Origin of the sequence: Mesorhizobium sp. M8A.F.Ca.ET.021.01.1.1, from assembly GCF_003998025.1 — a bacterium.
Lineage (GTDB): Bacteria > Pseudomonadota > Alphaproteobacteria > Rhizobiales > Rhizobiaceae > Mesorhizobium.
This window is the reverse complement of the sequence record NZ_RZSJ01000956.1, coordinates 1-1,169: the sequence shown is the minus strand read 5'-3', so window position 1 is coordinate 1,169 and position 1,169 is coordinate 1. Positions and strand designations below refer to the sequence as shown.

The following is a 1,169-nucleotide window of genomic DNA, read 5'->3' as shown; positions in this document are numbered from 1 at the left end:
CTGCTGCACCGAATGGGTGGCGTCGAAGATCACCGGCGCGCCGATCTCGGCCATGATAGGCAGAGCGCGCATATCCGACACCAGTGTGTTGTAGCCGAAAGAAGCACCGCGCTCGGTGGTCAGCACATTGGCATTGCCGGAACCGGTGATCTTGGCGACCACGTTCTTCATGTCCCAGGGGGCGAGGAACTGTCCTTTCTTCACATTGATGACCTTGCCCGTCCTCGCGGCGGCGACCAGCATGTCGGTCTGGCGCGACAGGAAGGCCGGTATCTGCAGCACATCGACATGCGGTGCAACGATGGCGCACTGCTCCTCCGTGTGAACGTCGGTCAGCACCGGCAGCGAGAATTCCTTTCGCAACTCGTCGAACACGGGAAGTGCGGCGTCCATGCCGGCACCGCGCGTCGCCGACAGCGAGGTGCGGTTGGCCTTGTCGTAGCTGGTCTTGTAGACGAGGCCGATGCCGAGCCTGCCGGTCAGCTCCTTCAGCGCACCGGCCATGTCGAAGGCGTGTTGGCGCGATTCGAACTGGCACGGGCCAGCGATCAGCGCCAAGGGTGCCGCATTGTCGAAGATGACATTGCCGACCGTTACCGAAGAATTGGGCGCCGTCGAATTTGGTGCTTGGGACTTGCTCATTTGGTCTCCCGGAAGATGAAAGCCGCGCCTTGGCCGGCTGCCGGCGGCACGACAATGTCGGTGCCCGCTATATCGTGCTGGATTGAGTTGGCTGCAAGCAGCCTCGCAGCGGCATCGGCGCTTCGGATCGCAAATACCACGGCGGCGAAACGAAGCTCCGTCGCCGGGCCGGTCGGGATGCCAAAGCGCGCGGCGTAAGACGCGGGATCGAGCACACGCAATGTTGCGTTCGGCAAGGCGAACGCGCCGTCCGGACCGCCGGCGGACGGTTCATTGACCGCCACCGCGATCAGCCTGTGCTGTTCGGAGGGCGCACTGCTGATTGCAATCACCTCGACGACCCCATCGACGCCGTTGGGATGAGCCTGCAAGGCCGCGCGGTCCACTTTCGGCGCGTTGATGCGCTGGCAGGCAAAAAGAAAAGCGTCCCTGGCATGATTGGCCGAAGCAAAAGCGAGCTTGAACGAGGCGGTATCGCTTTTGCCAGCCGTGTCGGTGAAGGCTCGCGAGAAGCTCAGCGTGTCTCC

General features: G+C 63.0%; 1 protein-coding gene and 1 pseudogene. Both read right to left on the bottom strand.

What is annotated here, in order from left to right:
* Nucleotides 1–642, bottom strand: a 642-nt coding sequence (gene kdsA, locus EOA36_RS35775) for a 3-deoxy-8-phosphooctulonate synthase (protein WP_127281265.1), incomplete at its 3' end; no start/stop codon positions are given.
* Nucleotides 639–1,169, bottom strand: a pseudogene (locus tag EOA36_RS35770) (VOC family protein); the annotation flags it as partial. The gene kdsA and the pseudogene EOA36_RS35770, both read right to left, overlap by 4 nt.